General features: G+C 39.4%; 15 protein-coding genes and 1 pseudogene. 13 read left to right on the top strand and 3 right to left on the bottom strand.

What is annotated here, in order from left to right; all coding sequences use genetic code 11:
- The first annotated feature begins 71 nt into the window (after positions 1-71).
- The 6 genes from rlmB to rpsI all read left to right on the top strand — a co-directional run bounded on the left by rlmB (position 72) and on the right by rpsI (position 4052).
- Entirely contained in the window at positions 72-800 is a 729-nt protein-coding gene (gene rlmB / locus ODU34_RS08200; protein ID WP_012027787.1) for a 23S rRNA (guanosine(2251)-2'-O)-methyltransferase RlmB, read from the top strand.
- Positions 801-1322, top strand: a complete 522-nt coding sequence (locus tag ODU34_RS08195; protein WP_105248928.1) for an NYN domain-containing protein — start codon at positions 801-803, stop codon at positions 1320-1322.
- Entirely contained in the window at positions 1319-2182 is an 864-nt protein-coding gene (locus tag ODU34_RS08190; protein ID WP_398578445.1) for a DegV family protein, read from the top strand. The genes ODU34_RS08195 and ODU34_RS08190 overlap by 4 nt, the downstream gene beginning before the upstream one ends.
- Before the next feature lie 299 nt (positions 2183-2481).
- A complete protein-coding gene (locus ODU34_RS08185) occupies positions 2482-2979 on the top strand; it encodes a GNAT family N-acetyltransferase (protein WP_161499132.1) in 498 nt (165 codons plus the stop codon).
- 214 nt (positions 2980-3193) lie between these two features.
- On the top strand, positions 3194-3640 hold the full coding sequence (gene rplM / locus ODU34_RS08180) for a 50S ribosomal protein L13 (RefSeq protein WP_024381069.1): 447 nt from the start codon (positions 3194-3196) through the stop codon (positions 3638-3640).
- A gap of 19 nt (positions 3641-3659) precedes the next feature.
- Complete coding sequence (gene rpsI, locus ODU34_RS08175; protein WP_002942223.1) at positions 3660-4052, top strand: 30S ribosomal protein S9; 393 nt, start codon at positions 3660-3662, stop codon at positions 4050-4052.
- Between the two features lie 56 nt (positions 4053-4108).
- Here rpsI and ODU34_RS08170 read toward each other — a convergent pair.
- From ODU34_RS08170 to ODU34_RS08160, 3 genes and pseudogenes are all read right to left on the bottom strand, one after another.
- Positions 4109-5153, bottom strand: a pseudogene (locus ODU34_RS08170) (tyrosine-type recombinase/integrase).
- A 90-nt stretch (positions 5154-5243) separates the two neighbouring features.
- On the bottom strand, positions 5244-5432 hold the full coding sequence (locus ODU34_RS08165) for a helix-turn-helix domain-containing protein (RefSeq protein WP_044759875.1): 189 nt from the start codon (positions 5430-5432) through the stop codon (positions 5244-5246).
- An 88-nt stretch (positions 5433-5520) separates the two neighbouring features.
- A complete protein-coding gene (locus ODU34_RS08160; RefSeq protein ID WP_398578444.1) occupies positions 5521-6576 on the bottom strand; it encodes a hypothetical protein in 1056 nt (351 codons plus the stop codon).
- A 1428-nt stretch (positions 6577-8004) separates the two neighbouring features.
- Between ODU34_RS08160 and ODU34_RS08155 the strand changes: the two genes are divergently transcribed.
- The 7 genes from ODU34_RS08155 to ODU34_RS08125 all read left to right on the top strand — a co-directional run bounded on the left by ODU34_RS08155 (position 8005) and on the right by ODU34_RS08125 (position 14052).
- Positions 8005-8193, top strand: coding sequence for a helix-turn-helix domain-containing protein (locus ODU34_RS08155; protein ID WP_024416724.1), 189 nt, complete (start codon positions 8005-8007; stop codon positions 8191-8193).
- Positions 8194-8196: 3 nt separating this feature from the next.
- Entirely contained in the window at positions 8197-9192 is a 996-nt protein-coding gene (locus ODU34_RS08150) for a YdcF family protein (protein ID WP_044682367.1), read from the top strand.
- A 19-nt stretch (positions 9193-9211) separates the two neighbouring features.
- On the top strand, positions 9212-9910 hold the full coding sequence (locus ODU34_RS08145) for a response regulator transcription factor (RefSeq protein WP_205015185.1): 699 nt from the start codon (positions 9212-9214) through the stop codon (positions 9908-9910).
- Positions 9900-10919: a HAMP domain-containing sensor histidine kinase gene (locus ODU34_RS08140; RefSeq protein WP_044761539.1), complete on the top strand. Its 1020-nt coding sequence runs from the start codon at positions 9900-9902 to the stop codon at positions 10917-10919. The genes ODU34_RS08145 and ODU34_RS08140 overlap by 11 nt, the downstream gene beginning before the upstream one ends.
- A gap of 113 nt (positions 10920-11032) precedes the next feature.
- A complete protein-coding gene (locus ODU34_RS08135) occupies positions 11033-11785 on the top strand; it encodes an ABC transporter ATP-binding protein (protein WP_314733854.1) in 753 nt (250 codons plus the stop codon).
- Positions 11772-13676, top strand: a complete 1905-nt coding sequence (locus ODU34_RS08130; RefSeq protein ID WP_024416728.1) for an FtsX-like permease family protein — start codon at positions 11772-11774, stop codon at positions 13674-13676. The genes ODU34_RS08135 and ODU34_RS08130 overlap by 14 nt, the downstream gene beginning before the upstream one ends.
- A 4-nt stretch (positions 13677-13680) precedes the next feature.
- On the top strand, positions 13681-14052 hold the full coding sequence (locus ODU34_RS08125) for a hypothetical protein (RefSeq protein WP_024390393.1): 372 nt from the start codon (positions 13681-13683) through the stop codon (positions 14050-14052).
- The last annotated feature ends 984 nt before the right edge of the window (positions 14053-15036 follow it).

The raw sequence follows: 15036 nt of genomic DNA, 5'->3' as shown, positions 1-15036 counted from the left end.
AAGGAGGTCAAGTTTTTCAGCTGTGATATAGTGAGTGCCTATTTTCAGTCAACCTATGCTATAATAATACCATGGAACAAAATGATATCGTATATGGCGTACATGCTGTAGTGGAGAGTTTGGAGGCCAACACCGGCAACAAACTCTACATTCAGGATGATTTGCGCGGAAAAAATGTAGAAAAAATCAAGGCCCTGGCGGCAGAGAAGAAGGTGTCGATTTCTTGGACGCCGAAGAAGACCCTGTCCGACATGACAGAAGGTGCCGTCCACCAAGGCTTTGTCCTACGGGTCTCCGAGTTCGCCTATGCGGACCTATCGGTGATTTTGGAAAAGGCAGAGCAGGAAGATAATCCTCTCATTCTCATCTTGGACGGGCTGACAGACCCCCACAACTTCGGCTCGATTTTGCGGACCGCAGATGCCACTCAGGTAGCAGGCATCATCATTCCCAAGCACCGAGCAGTTGGCGTGACGCCTGTTGTGGCAAAGACTTCCACAGGTGCGGTGGCCCATGTCCCAATCGCCCGAGTGACCAATCTTAGCCAAACCCTCGATAAGCTCAAGGAAGCTGGTTTCTGGGTATTTGGAACGGATATGAACGGAACCCCAAGCCACAAGTGGAATACAGCTGGCAAACTAGCACTTATTATTGGCAATGAAGGTAAAGGGATTTCCAGTAATATCAAAAAGCAGGTGGATGAGATGATTACCATTCCTATGAAGGGTCATGTCCAATCTCTTAACGCCAGCGTAGCAGCAGCTGTGCTGATGTATGAAGTATTTCGGAAGAAAATCTAAATGAAAGAAAAAGTTCTCATTGTAGATGGCTACAACATGATTGCCTTTTGGCAGGCCACCAAGCAAGATTTTAAAAAGGGAGACTTGGATGTGGCCAGAACGACCTTGCTTCGAACCTTGTCTCACTACGCAGCCTTTGAACAGATCGAGGTGATTTGTGTCTTTGATGCCCACCATGTGCCAGGTCTTCGCCAGCAGTATGATGAATACAAGGTATCGGTCATTTTTACAGAGGAGGAAGAGACGGCAGATAGTTATATCGAACGACTCAGTGCCCAGCTCAATAGTGACCGTCGCAAGCAGGTTTCCGTCGCAACCAGCGACCTCAACGAACAATGGGTGGTCTTTTCACAAGGGGCTTTACGGGTTTCGGCGCGTGAGTTGGAGGAAAGAACCAGGGTCATCAAAAAGGACTTGGACAAGTTTGTGGACCAGGTAGAGCTCTACACCCCACGGCTCAATCCCTGGTCAGATGGGAATTTTCAAGCCTTAAAAGGAATGATGGAGGAAATGAAAGAGTGACATTTATAATCGTAACCGATTCGACATCGGATTTGCCAATCAGCTGGGTCCAAGAAAACGATGTGACCGTGCTTGGTTTGACCATTAACCTAGACGGCATAACCTATGATACAGTCGGTGAAAACCGTTTGACCTCAGCAGATTTGCTGGAGAAAATGGCTTCTGGCAGTCAACCTACAACCAGTCAGGTCAATGTTGGTCAGTTTGAAGAAGTTTTTGAGGCGGCAGCCAAGGAAGGTCAAGAGGTGCTTTATCTCGCTTTCTCAGCAGCTCTTTCAGGGACCTACCAGAGTGCAGTCATTGCACGAGATATGGTTATGGATCGATATCCAGAAGCAGTCATCACCATCGTTGATACTAAGGCAGCGACCATTGGAGAAGGCTACTTGGTCATGAAGGCCGTTGAGGCGCGTGCTGAGGGTAAGACTTTGGCAGAAACTAAGGCAATCGTAGAAGATTTGGTACCGCGCTTACGGACCTACCTCTTGGTCGATGACCTTAACCACCTGGTGCGTGGTGGTCGCTTATCGAAAACAGCAGGCCTTATTGGTGGCTTAGTGAATATCAAACCTCTGCTTTCACTAGATGTAGAAGGGAAACTTGTGCCTATTGCTAAAATCCGTGGTCGTAAAAAAGGAATCAAAGAAATGTTGAACCTGACCTTGGACAACTTGGATCATTCTACAGTCATGGTTGCTTATACGGGTGATATTGAGGCGGCAGAGGGCGTCAAATCTAGTTTATTGGAAGACGACCGTGTTTCTGATGTTCTATTGACAGAATTAGGACCAGTTATTGCCACTCATACAGGGACAGGAGTCCTAGCTATTTTATCAATTGGGACAGAAATGAGAGCCTAGATTCTAAGGGATATTTCTTGCAAAGATGTATTCCTTTTTGTGTGGCAGCGACATATTGCAGAATAGGACAATCAAAAGGAGATAAGATGTCACTAATCATCAGAAGAGAAGAAGAAAGAGATTACCGCCAAGTTGAGGAGCCAACACGGGAGGTTTTTTGGAATGTCTTTCGTCCGTCAGTTTATCTTTTATTACATCGTTAACTCGTTTTGCCGTATTCCAGTACTGTCTGCAACTCGTTGCCTTGTACTAAAAGTAAACTGAAGGACTATTATCTGAGTGCGACGGAGCATCTGATTGTGCATCAATTACGAAAGCAAAAACACGTCATAAAAGACCTCAATCTTGTCGCGGAAGCCGACGGTCAGCTGGCGGGGCATATCCTCTATGTCGCGTCGGAGATCACGGCAGACGGCGCTCGCCTGCCCAGTCTGACCTTTGGTCCCTTTAGCATCTCGCCAGATCAGCAAGGCCGAGGTTACGGTCAGGCACTGTTAAAGCATTCGTTGGCTTTAGCGGAAAATAGCGGAGCAGTCATGGTGGCCATTACAGGTTTTCCTGATTACTACAGTCGATTTGGTTTTGTCAAGGGTAAGGAGGTCGGCATTCGCTATCAGGCGGACCCAGAAGCTGGTTATTTCTTGGTCAAGTTGTTCCAACCAGAAGCTTTAGATGACCGAGACTGGTGGTTTACAGATCCGCCGGGTTACACAGTGGATGAATTGGTCTTGGAAGAATTTGATAAAACCTTCCCTTATAAGGAGAAGCTGGTCTTGCCTGGACAGCTAGGGCAGTAGGAAAAGTAAACCGGATAAGGCTTTCATTCTCAGCAGCTCTGCTATCTTTCAAAAAATAAAAAAAGTAAAGTAAAATAGCTTGACGGAGACTAGTAGATTTGATAAAATGGTAGACGGTATTGTTTACCCCATTTGAAAGGCCCCGGAACCTTCCAAATACCCGCGGACCGGAACATCCGCCCAGTAAACAAAAACGATTCGTATAGGAGAAATCATGAACAAAACAACATTTATGGCTAAACCAGGCCAAGTTGAACGTAAATGGTATGTAGTAGACGCTACTGATGTACCTCTTGGACGCCTTTCAGCAGTAGTTGCTAGCGTTCTTCGCGGTAAAAACAAACCAACTTTCACACCTCACACTGATACTGGTGACTTCGTTATCGTTATCAACGCTGAGAAAGTGAAATTGACTGGTAAAAAAGCAACTGATAAAGTATACTACACTCACTCATTGCACCCAGGTGGTTTGAAATCTATCACTGCAGGTGAACTTCGTTCTAAGAACGCTGTTCGTTTGATTGAAAAATCAGTTAAGGGTATGCTTCCACACAACACTCTTGGTCGTGCACAAGGCATGAAACTGAAAGTGTTTGTAGGTGGCGAGCACACTCACGCTGCACAACAACCAGAAGTACTTGATATTTCAGGTCTTATCTAAGGGAAAGGACGTAATCTAAATGGCACAAGCACAATACACAGGTACTGGTCGTCGCAAAAACGCGGTTGCACGCGTACGTTTGGTCCCAGGTACTGGTAAAATCACAGTAAACAAAAAAGATGTAGAAGAGTACATCCCACACGCTGACCTTCGTTTGGTTATCAACCAGCCATTCGCAGTTACTTCAACCCAAGGTTCATACGATGTTTTCGTCAACGTGAACGGTGGTGGTTACGGTGGCCAATCAGGTGCGATCCGTCACGGTATCGCGCGTGCATTGCTTCAAGTTGACCCAGATTTCCGCGATTCATTGAAACGCGCAGGTCTTCTTACACGTGACGCTCGTATGGTTGAACGTAAGAAACCGGGTCTTAAGAAAGCACGTAAAGCTAGCCAGTTCTCAAAACGTTAATCAAAACCTTATTATACCAACGATTGTGGCACCTTTTTGGTGTCAGTTGGTGTTAATTATAGTGATAAGTCGTTTAAGAGACTTAAAGCATCGGCATCTTGCTGGTGCTTTTTTTCTGGCATCAATTCTAGATAATACTGTTGTGTTGTTAAGATTGAGTTATGACCTAGACGACGAGAAATATAGTCTAGGCTAATATCTTTTGAAAAGAGAAATGAGGCATGCGTGTCACGAAGTCCATGAAATGTCGTTTTTGTTAATCCCAACTGTTTTAACAGCTTTTGAAGTTGACCAGCTTGCTTGAATCCATTCCAATCAAAGATATAGCCTTCTTTTGTTTGTGCAAGTTTTGTCACAGCTTGATAAACATCTTCGTTGATGGAAATATCACGCTTAGAATGTTTGGTTTTAAGCTGGGTATCGTCATTAGTTGGACTAATTGATCGAAGAATTTTGATACCATATTCAAAAATATCTTCTTTTTTAATTCCTAAAAGTTCTCCATGTCTTGCTCCTGTCTCAAGGGCGAGAACAACAAGAACATTAAATTCATCCTCTGTATGACTTAGGCAGTATTGTCTGAGTTTTTTAAATTCTGTGATAGATAGTGGAATATTTCGTTTAGCTTGTTCTTGCCCTTTTGCTTTTAAAAGATGACCAAAGTCATTGCTAATCAAACCACGAGCATACGCATATTTCAATGAACCACGGATTTTAAGAACAAGTTCTTTTACTGTTTTTTTAGAGTGGGTTTCAGCATATTGGTCGATTTCTTTTGCGTGACGAGATCGTCAAGGTGTTTAAGTTGAATACCATCCAAAAGGTCATCAACTACTACGAGAGTTCGTTTATAGTTTATAAAGGTGGCTTCGCGAACGTCATTTTTCTTGACCGTATGGACCCAATTTCTATAAAAATCAGGAAATAGGGTGGATCGTTCGGCAATGTTCTTGCCACGACCTTTTTTAAGTTCCATTTCTAATGTCCAAAGCTCAGCATCTTTCTGTTGCTAAAGGTTTTGGTTTCTCGTTTATATTCTCCTTTCTTATAAAGTGATACAGTTGCACGGTAAGAGTTACTACGTTTTGTTATTGTTGCCATTTTATCAGCCTTTCTATAAAAAATGATTGATAAAATAGACTAGTCACATATAGGATATATGAAAAATCTAATTTTATCAATCATTATCCGTCAATCGCAGTGGCTTTCAATAAATTTAATCAGTTTTGACTTCAAATAGCGCTCTTGTTTTCCCACCATAAAGTATTGAAAGTCTGGGTGGCTTCTGATGTACTTATCAAATGATTTAGGATCTATTCCAAGTAGTTCCGCTGCTTGTTGTCTATTTAACAGAAGAGGAGAATTATTTTGAGGTAACATATAGAATTCCTTTCATTTTCTAGATACAAGTGTTATGCCACATGTGTAATGAATTGAGGATAGATTTTTGAAAAATGTGCAATGTTACCTAGCGTTTCAATAAAATATAAGCGTAGGAACGAGGAAATTCCTCTGGTCTATTGTGTCCCAGAGCCTTTGTCACAATTTTACAAGCTTTTCTGTCGAGTGAGATGCCAACTAACTCTTTACGCAGATGGATAACTTCTTTACGATTTCTAATCTTGGAAATTTCGCGTGCTACACTGCGATAAACACGCTCTGTATACTCAGCACGATACTTATGTGGCTTTAATGCAGTGGGAACTTTCTTTCCATCAAAATCGTCGAGACTTAAATCTTTGGGAACATGAAACACTCTCTTTTCTCCTGCTCGTTGGAAAATAGCGACTAACCACTCTTCCTCCTCTTGACTAGTAGCCATGATTGGAGACCAGCGATCTCTGCGTCCTTTTGTGTGATGTTTACGGCCGTCTAAATTTAAATACCAACGACCATCACGGCCACGTTGCATAGCATCACCAGTGACATGGATCAGTTCACTTTTACGTAAGCCTGTTGCGACAACTACTTTATGCCAGTAGTCGTTATTTTTGTTGGATAAACGATAGTCTATATGTAATACACGATTGTTCATGCGATTTGCACGTGTACGTGGTTGTGTAGCGATGAAATTAGTTGAGGAAACTCCGAGAACTTTGGCCAATGCTGCTTTGTAGGTAGCTTGTGTATATGGACTTAAACCAATCTCTATACAATATTGTAAGTATTGATTGATAAGTTCTATCCAACCTTCCGTATCTTTTTCAACATTACCTAATACCATTAACTGTTCTGGTGAAATGTGAATTGAAACCCATTTTGCAAAACAATGCCATGAACCCGAATAGTTATGGAGTGTACGATGAGTGTGGATTAACTCAATGTCATCTCCTGTTTCTTTGGCCTCTTTACGCTTAATGCCTTTTCCTTTTTTGAATCGTTTCTTTAAACTTGAAACTCCTTGAGAATTGACAAACTGAAGTCGGCCTTCTGGTGTTTTTAGCGCTTTGTTTTGTTTTTCTATCGCATGTTTTTTCATTTTTCTACGATCTGAACGTGATCGTCTTTTTTTATTTTTAGTCATAACTGACTCCTTTCTTTTTTGTACCAATGGTTGAGGTGTTTTCGATTAACGCGATACTTCCGAAAACAGTGTCTTCCTGCTGCGGCAGGTGTTCTTTATGTTTTTTTGATTGGAGAAGACTACTCCAATGCTCAATTTGGATTCTAGAGCTTGAATAATTGAAACGCTTTATAACGTTTATTTTTTGTATTTTTTCGATTTGAACGATTTCTTGCTTTGGTTTCGCTATTCGTAAAACTGGATTATAACTATGGACTCAGTAATATTTCCTCCTTTATGATGCAGAATTTATTTAATAATATTTCAATTTGATTGTGACTATATCTTTGTTACTTTATCTAGACCTACGGCCTAAAAACTCCTTTCTATATTTTGTTAGTTGAATAACTGAGTCATTATTTTTGAAATAATTGAACCTTACGAATATGAAATCGCACTATTTCCTCCTGTCTATCTGATGTTGAAAAAACACCAGATAGTGTTTAGCTCTAGTCATTCAATTTTTACGATATTACTATGCCACATTTTCAAAATCAAAAAAACACAGAAATATTTTTCTGTGAATAGATAAGAAGCTGAAAAGTATTCGACATGCCAATTCTGTAGAAAGGAAATAGTATAACTTAAAAAGGTAAAAGATGACTTTTCAAAAATCCATTACCTTAACGAATCAATTGATAGTGAAACTAGTCCATTACTAGCTAAAAGATGGTTAAGTAGAGTTTCCCATTTTATCGCTAAATGTGGAATAGTAAAGAAGTCTAAGTTTTCTTAAAAAGTGGATTTGAATAGAGGTCCATTATGATAGAAATAATGGTGTATTAGAGTAGCCCACTTTGATTTGCGATATGGACTTTTAGAATAATCCATATTTTCAGTAATGTTGGAATACTAAAGAAAACCATGAAAACTTGACTTGTTGGTTCATAGAGAAATCCATTTTTCTATGAAAGATGAGCCAGTAAAGTAACCGATTCAGTCGTAAAAGATGGCTAACTTAAAACTGCCGCTTAGTTTATGTTTATGGACGAATATAACCATCCATTTTTTCTCAAAAAGTGGAATAGTAAAGAAGTCAGTGGAATAAGTAAAGGGCAGGAGATTTCGATATTTTCTGCCTATTTTTATTTATTCTACTGATGTTATTATTGAGATAATCTCATTTTTGATGAGATACGTGTTTAGCGTGAGTAACGATAGTTTACTCACGCTAAACACGTAGGCTTGCAGCCCAAAAAGAAAGCTCGATGCTTTCTTTTTTCCTTGCAGTCGGTTCTAACGAACCGATGTTTTGCGAACCGCGCAAAACCTGCTCGCGAAGATTGCTCGCATAATAAAGTTGCTTGCCGGTATTGTATCTTACTAAAAAACTTGATATTATTCGGCTAAACGTCTATAATATAAGTAGATGGATTAAGGAGGACGGCAATGTTCGAGTATATGACTGTACAAGACGCAGCAAAACTATGGGGCTTGTCAGATCGACGAGTGCAGAAACTTTGTAAAGAAAACCGTATCAAAGGTGTAGTGCATTTAAATCGTATTTGGCTAATACCCAAACAAACACAGAAGCCCCTTGATCAGCGATATAAATGTAATTGGCATTCGGAGGAATAGAAAATGATATATTGGATTATATTTGGGGCTTTTACGGCTATATTTATAGGTTCATTTTTGAGGGAAAAACGTGCTTTCAGAAATTCAATCTTTCTTGCATTGAGCTTAGCATCGCTATTTGTTGCAGTGGCTTATGCTACAAATGGGACAATAGTTAATACTTTACTTAATATAGTTCTGTATACAGTCATCCCGTTGATTTTACTGTTTATTTCCTTTGTCTTTATCTATGCAGGAGTGATTGCAATAAAAAGAGAACGTTTCAGTTTGGTACACAGTTTATCTATTGCGTTTGGAGTTGGAATTTGGGGCGCATTCGTTGCTGTGGCAGTAACGATTTCAGCTAAAAATTTATCGACTATTACGATGTCAATGGTTGTATTGATTGCCCTCATCGCGATGTATGTTATTTTTACTTTTTCAGCACTCTTCATTTACTCACAGCTCTACCACCTTTTGCCGAAAAACAAAAACTGTGATTTTATTATCGTACATGGTGCTGGGCTGCTTAACGGCGAAAGGGTCTCCCCTCTGCTGGCTGGAAGATTGAATAAGGGAATTGAGGTATTTGAGAGTTCCGGGAGAAAAGCAAAAATTATAGTTTCAGGCGGCCAGGGCAGTGATGAAAATATATCTGAAGCCGAAGCCATGAAAAATTATCTTCTGGAAAAAGGAATCTCTGAGCATAACATTATCATGGAAGATCAGTCCACCACAACTCTTGAGAACATGATGTTCTCAAAAAAAATTATGGATCAGATGATGTCCCAGTACCGTGTGATTTTTGTAACAAATGATTATCATGTTTTTCGAACTGGGACATATGCAAAACAGGTTGGATTAAAAGCGGATGGTGTTGGGTGCAAAACAGCTTTTTATTATTGGCCGAATGCGTTTATCAGAGAGTATATCGCAATTATTCTCAAATATAAAGCAGTGCCTATCGTGTTATTTCTTCTTTGGTTGGCGGGTACGGTTATTTCGTTGTTAAATTTTTAGACGGGAAAAGGAGATAAATATGGATTATAAAATTATGATTATAGAAGATGACCATGATATTGCCGGACTTCTCTCAGACCATTTACAACGGTTCGGTTTTTTAGTCTATTGCTGTAAAGATTTAAAAAATGTAATTGAGGAATTCAAGCTGGAAAATCCCCATCTGGTTTTGCTGGACATCAATCTTCCTGTCTATAACGGTTTCTATTGGTGTAATAAGATCAGAAGTATCAGTCCTTGTCCGATTATACTTCTTTCTGCCAGAAATACAGACTCCGATCAAGTTCATGCCATTATGAACGGAGGGGATGATTATATTACAAAGCCATTTTCTTTTGAAGTGGTCACAGCAAAAATTTCCGCCGTCCTCCGCCGCACATATGGAGAGTATTCAAGTTTCAACGCAGATGAATTACAATGTGAAGATTGTATTTTTTCAAAAAGCAAATTAACATTGTCTTGTCATGGACATATGACGGAACTATCCAAAACAGAAGCAGGTGTGATCCGGGTGATGTTTCAGAATTATCCGAATATTGTAAGCCGTGAGGAACTGCTGAATGAAATTTGGGATGATGAGAGTTTTGTAGAAGAAAACACCTTGAATGTGACAATCAGCCGGATTCGCAAACGATTAGAGCGCATTGGCTCCACCCTTGCTGTTAAAACCGTCAGAGGCGTTGGTTATCGCATAGGAGATTCACGTCATGAAAAATAAAAAACTTGCAAAACATTTAAAATGTTTTGTTTTGGATCACCTATGGGTAATTCTTCTTTTTTTAGCAGCGCCGGTTTCCATTATGATTGTTTATTTGACTTTAATTAGTGGAAATCCCGGAGGAACATGGTGGTATTATGTATTTTTATCTCTGTTTATTTTATTGTGCTTCTTGCTTTACCGGCTATATTCCACATGGGATTTTTATGAAATCCTTTGTAATGAAAACAAGACCTTGGAGGATTTTCTAATCAGCGAACCCAAAGGCCGCGAGGAACAGCACTATCGGAAGTTAGTTGAGGAACAGCACAGGTTATATTTAAACCGGTTAGCTCGTATGGAGGACAAGCAAAAGCAGAGTAAGATCATGATTTATCGCTGGGTGCATCAATTAAAAATGCCTTTATCCGTGATCCGTCTGGTTTCAGAAAACAAAAAAGGCGATTCGGATTTTCGTAAAATAACACAATCAGCGGCGCAAATACAATATGATTTGGATCAGGTTTTGAATATGTATAAACTTGATGCAATAAAAAATGATTTTCATTCCGAAAAAGTGAATTTGCACAGTATGTGTAAAGATTGTATCAACGAGTTAAAAAGCTCATTTATTACAAAAGGAATTTTTCCAAAACTTGAGATTGCAGATGATTTGGTGGTGTACAGCGATTCCAAATGGCTTCGTTTCGTGTTGTACCAACTCTTAACCAATGCTATCAAATATAGTGATGAAGGAAAGAAAATTACCGTCCGTGCTGACAGATCAGAAGAATGTACTTCATTGAGTATCCAAGATGAAGGATGTGGCATTGATCCTCGTGACTTCAATCGAATTTTTGATTTGTTTTTTACGGGACAGAATGGACGCCTGCGCGGAGAATCAAGCGGATTGGGCTTGTATATGGTAAAACAAAGCCTGGATTATCTGGGACATACCATAATGGTGCAGTCAGAATTAGGAAAAGGAAGTACATTTACTATTTATTTTCATGCAAAAAGTGAAATATAGCATTTCGAGAAAGATTACAAAACTGTCATGTTCCGTAATCTTTCTCGATTTTTATTTTTTGAGATATCAGCTATACTAAATGCAGAACAATGAAGGAGGTTGTAAAGATGTCAATTTTAACAACAAAACATCTTGGTAAAGTATATGAGGGAAAAGTTCCATATACCGCTTTGAATGATATTAACTTTAGTATTGAAAAAGGAGAATTTGTCGCCATTATGGGACCATCCGGTAGTGGTAAAAGCACTCTTTTAAATGTGATTTCTACCATCGATCACCCTACCAGCGGCAGTGTCTGCATTGATAGTGAAGATCCCCACGAAATGAATGACGACCAACTGGCACATTTTAGACGGAATACCTTGGGCTTTGTATTTCAGGACTTCAATTTGGTGCATACTTTGACAGTGGGCGAAAATATCATGCTGCCGTTGACATTGGAAGGTGTTCCTGTTCCTGAGATTAAAAAGCGCACCGCGGAGGTTGCTGCACTTTTAGGAATTGAGCCTCTCCTTTCCAAACGCACTTTTGAAATATCCGGAGGGCAGGCACAGCGTACCGCGGTTGCCCGTGCCGTTGTAACCAATCCGTCTTTGCTTCTGGCAGACGAACCTACCGGAAATCTCGATTCCAAGGCTACGAAAGATGTTATGGAATTATTCCGGATGCTCAACGAAACGAAAAATGCCACTATCCTGATGGTAACGCACGATTCTTTTGTGGCGAGCTATTGCAAGCGCGTCCTGATTATCAAAGACGGACAGTTATACCAGGAAATTGTCTCCGATGGAAATCGAAGGACTTTTCAACAGGAGATTGTGGATGCTATGAGTCTTTTGGGAGGTGAACCGCATGACCTTATTTGACTTTGCCCGCAACAATATCAGCCGTGACAGAAGAAACTATATTTATTACTTCGTGAACTGCGTGTTTTCTGTATTTGTATTTTTCCTGTTCACAGTGCTGTCGTTTCACCCGGCCATGAGTATCATTGACCGAGACAGCACCATGGGGTTGATCCTTATAGTAGGCGAGCTTATTTCCATTGGATTTTCCGTTTGCTTTATTTCATACTCTGTGGGATGTTTTCTGAAGGCTCGAAGTCGCCAGTTCGGTTTGATCACTATTTTGGGCGCATCAAAAAAGCAGGTTAACAAACTTGTGTTTCTGGAAAACATGATTGTTGGATTTGCATCTATCGTAACGGGGATTTTGCTGGGATTTGTGTTTTCAAAATTCTTTTTGGACATTGCAAATAAAGTTATCGGCGTATCCGACTTTACTTTCTATTTCCCTGTTCAGGCAATCATTACTACTGTTATTGTCTTGGGAATTGTCTTTTTAGCGATTGCTTTTTTTACGCCAAGGCTGATTCGCAAGAAAGAGGTGGTACGTTTATTAAAAACCGAAGTAACCGGTGAAAAGCCACAGAAACTGTTACCCCTTCTTATTGTATTTTTAGTTTTATTTGGTTTTATGGTTTGGCTTTTTACAAGCGGGACACAGATGGCTAAACAGATTCAGGACAACAGTGTGACTGCTTTGGTGTTGGTTTTTACCATTATCACTGGAACTTATTTGATGTTTGCCTATGGAATGCGTATGGCCCTTGCCCTTTCAAAAAAAAGTCATGCAAGAGGACGTTTGCTTTATAGCAGCGATAAAAAAGCAAAACTGAGAGCAAATGCGCAGACAATGACAATTTCCGCTGTATTGTATGCTATTTCATTCTTTTCCATCATCCTCCTGTTTTCCATGTCGACAAATGTGAAAACAGAAACGGAGAAGATCATGCCCTATGCTATAAGTTATAATGCCTGGACAGAAAATGCAGATGTTGCCGGCGACGTGGCTGTGATTGAAAAGGAACTGCAAGACTTGCCCGGTTATCAAAAAGCTGTATTTAACCTTTGGTACAATAAGGCTAACCCAACCCGTTCTGCGATGATGTCTGCAAGTGATTACAACATCATAATGAAGTTTCTCGGTAGAGAAACAGTGACAGTTTCAGAAGACGGCGTTTTTCTCGTTGCTGGAAATGCAGGAGAAACCGTCAAAAAGATTCCGTCAGATATTCAGTCCTTTATGGATGAAAATCGTTTTGATCTGTCTGTAGAAGGATATACAGAAGCAACCATTATGCTGTCCGGTTTCACAACCAATGTTTGCATTGTAAATGATTCAGTTTTTGATGCTTTGAAGCCACAGATGGACAGCAAGACTATCACAGCATTTGTTTATGATAACTGGGAAATGAATAGTCATAGTCCCGAAGCGGTTGAAAACTCATTGAAAACCAGTATTGAAAACAGAGATGCAAATGTGATAACTGCGTACAGCTACTATCGCACCAGCCAGCTGCAGAACAATCTGACGTTATATATCGGCAGTATGCTGTGCTTCACGTTTATTCTTGCAGTTGCAAGCTTTATATACTCCAGACTATATTCGGAGTTGGATGCAGAATGCAAAAAGTACAAAGGAATTGTAAAAATCGGGTTGTCCAAGAAAGAGTTATCTTCTGCATTGCGCAAGGTAACATCCTTGATTTTGTTGGTTCCTTTCCTTGTTGCTCTGATTTACCTTTGGATTGGAATTTTTATTAGCGAACGATTTGCGATTGTTTCAAATATTCCGGTAGCTTTCTGGTGTACAGTTGTGCTGCTTGTATTGCAGACGGGAATTTATTTTGGGATCGATGCTTCCTATCGAAAAGCTGTTTTCCGTAAAGTGTATCAGGATTATGAAAGGAGTTAAAAGAATGAAGAGAATATTTAGCGTATTGTTTGCCGCAGTTGTGGTCTTATGTATGCTATCAGGATGTTCAATGAAAAATGAAACTTATTCTGACGAGGAAAAGCAAGTGATTAAAGCAGCAAATCAAATTATTTCCAGCGAGTACGATGTAACGTTTGATGAAGGCGATTTTTCCTATAGTGTAGGTAAACAAATCAAGGAAAATGAATTTGTATCACTTGATTCCGAAGAAAAACAGCAGGAAACTTTTGAAAATATTGTAAGTGTTTCTGCACTTAAAACCAGTCTCCATGAAAAAGGCGAAGTATATGCCTATTCTGTGATTTTCAACTCTCAGACAAAGGAGATTGTGAGTATTAGCGTGAATGTTGAGTAACAGTGATAAGATATGGTGATTCATGATGCCATCCCTTTGGCCACGGAATCAGCAAACAACAACTGCTCGGAACTCAAAAGTGAGTTTAGCTTTTATAAATTGTAACGTATGGATACCTGACATGCAAATAAAATAAATTTAGAATCCGTAAAAAAGTGACTTTGTAAAAGAATACTTTTCTGATGTTAATAAACTTCTAGATGCTATAAAGAAAGTACATAGTATTAAAAAATCATCAATTCCAAATGATTTTCGAACACTTTATGATTTATTAAAAGATAAATTTAAACAATAGTTAACAACTCTAAATTGCTGGTGACTGGAAAAGCTGTTAATGAGAGTTTACCTATTCTATATATTAGAGGAAAGTTTGGTGATAGGCGTAACATGTTTTTATTGCAGGCGGGACATAAAATTTCTGATTTTTCCGAATTTGAGGATTCTTCAAATTATATGAGGCCTAGGTTAGTATTAGGCCAATCTCTAATCCAATATAAAGAAGATGACTACTTTTACAGAAGTTAGCATGATTAGAGTTAACTAGTATAAAAAGAAAGAGGTCAATCAAATTGAAAGTTGGTGACAATTTTGAATTAAAGATTTTGCATTTTCTTTTGTAAAATCAAAGTAAAAACCACCTCAAATGAAGTGGTTGACTAGTCTATTTTATGGTGTTAATTGGTGTCAATTTTATCCAAATCAGTGGATTTTAGTCCATTTTCATGGAAGTTTCATTTTTGTAAATGTTGATATAACGGGATTTGTAAGGGTTAAGAATTCTTTGTTTTCAATAGCGAAATTCTCAAAACGTTAAGAACCAGCTACAATACAGCAGAACAACACTTCATGGTTCACACTGATATACTCCCCTTATAGTGGACAGTGAAAAAACAAAAATTTTCACTAGAAACTATAAAGGGAGTTTTATTATGTCCAAAAGAAGTCCAAAGTCTGTCTCTGAGAAACTAGAAATTGTTCTACTCC

This window comes from Streptococcus sp. 2018WUSS126, from assembly GCF_044427425.1.
Classification (GTDB): Bacteria; Bacillota; Bacilli; order Lactobacillales; family Streptococcaceae; genus Streptococcus; species Streptococcus hashimotonensis.
The sequence above is the reverse complement of the archived record's forward strand: the minus strand, read 5'-3'. Positions and strand labels throughout refer to the sequence as shown.